Source organism: Methanocalculus sp., from assembly GCF_029762515.1.
Taxonomy (GTDB): domain Archaea; phylum Halobacteriota; class Methanomicrobia; order Methanomicrobiales; family Methanocorpusculaceae; genus Methanocalculus.
The window spans coordinates 1-1,060 of sequence record NZ_JARVGN010000565.1 but is presented as its reverse complement, the minus strand read 5'-3'; the positions used below and the strand labels follow the sequence as shown (position 1 = coordinate 1,060).

The following is a 1,060-nucleotide window of genomic DNA, read 5'->3' as shown; positions in this document are numbered from 1 at the left end:
CCCTCTTCGGGGCAGCAGCAGCACTCGGAACCCAGTTCACCCTGCGGGGTGTTTCCGAGAGCGTCATCATCACCCGCCCTGCCGGTGCAACCCTCGAAGAAGATCGGATTAAAGAATTCTCCCGGACCGGGGAGACGCTTGTGATATTCCTTGGCACCGAGAAGCTGAGGGATATTATGGCACGGGTTGAATGCCCTGAGGATACGCCGGTTGCGGTTGTCTACCATGCCACCTGGGATGACCAGAAGATTGTCAAAGGTACTGTCGCCGATATTGCAGATAAGGCCGAAGAGGCCGGGATTACAAAGACCGCCCTGATCGTCATCGGCCGTGCAGTCCTTGGTATCGAAAGCGGTTTTGTCCATTCACATCTCTATTCATGAACTGCTGTGTCATCGCCCTGCCCCGCTTCTCAGAACTCGGCCAGAAGATAGCAGGAGCGATTGATGCCGATCTGCTTCCCTATGAGGAAGGAATCTTCACCACCGCATTTGCGACCTATGATAGGATCGTTGCGGTGATGTCGGCAGGGATCGCCGTCCGCTCCGCTGCCCCGCTCCTCACCGACAAGTGGCATGATCCGGGGATCGTCGTTGTGACCCCGGATGGGAAGTATGCAATCCCGATCCTGGGCGGCCATCATGGCGCAAACGATCTCGCATTCCGCCTTGCTGGGATCGGGATCATTCCTGTGATCTCAACAGCAACCGAGGTGCATGGGCGGCCGTCTGTTGAGGGATATGCCGCAGTTGAGCAGTGCCGTGTGATCAACCGCCCCTCTACCCGGAGGGTGAATGCCGCCTTCCTCGATGGCGAGGTGCCGGTCTACGAGATACCTGAGCCTGGCATCGTGGTGGCGGGGCCGGGAGTTTCGGTGCTTATCAAGGCAAAACCCTACACCATCGGTATCGGAGCACGGCTTGGTATCACGCCGGAAGAGGTGGAGGATGCGGTGGCGTCCGCACTCAAAGATGCTCAGATCCGCTCAGATGAGGTGGGAGCGTTTGCAACTACCGAGAAGAAACGGCCTGACCCCGGACTCGCCGAGGGGGTACGAAGG

At 58.5% G+C, this 1,060-nt stretch carries 2 protein-coding genes; both read left to right on the top strand.

Translation table 11 applies throughout. The annotated features are described in order from the left end of the window. Positions 1-383, top strand: a 383-nt coding sequence (locus tag QCH34_RS13215; protein WP_300334794.1) for an SAM-dependent methyltransferase, incomplete at its 5' end; no start/stop codon positions are given. Beyond that, positions 380-1,060 (top strand): cobalt-precorrin 5A hydrolase (gene cbiG / locus QCH34_RS13210; protein WP_300334792.1); only part of this gene is annotated, 681 nt, incomplete at its 3' end. The genes QCH34_RS13215 and cbiG, both read left to right, overlap by 4 nt.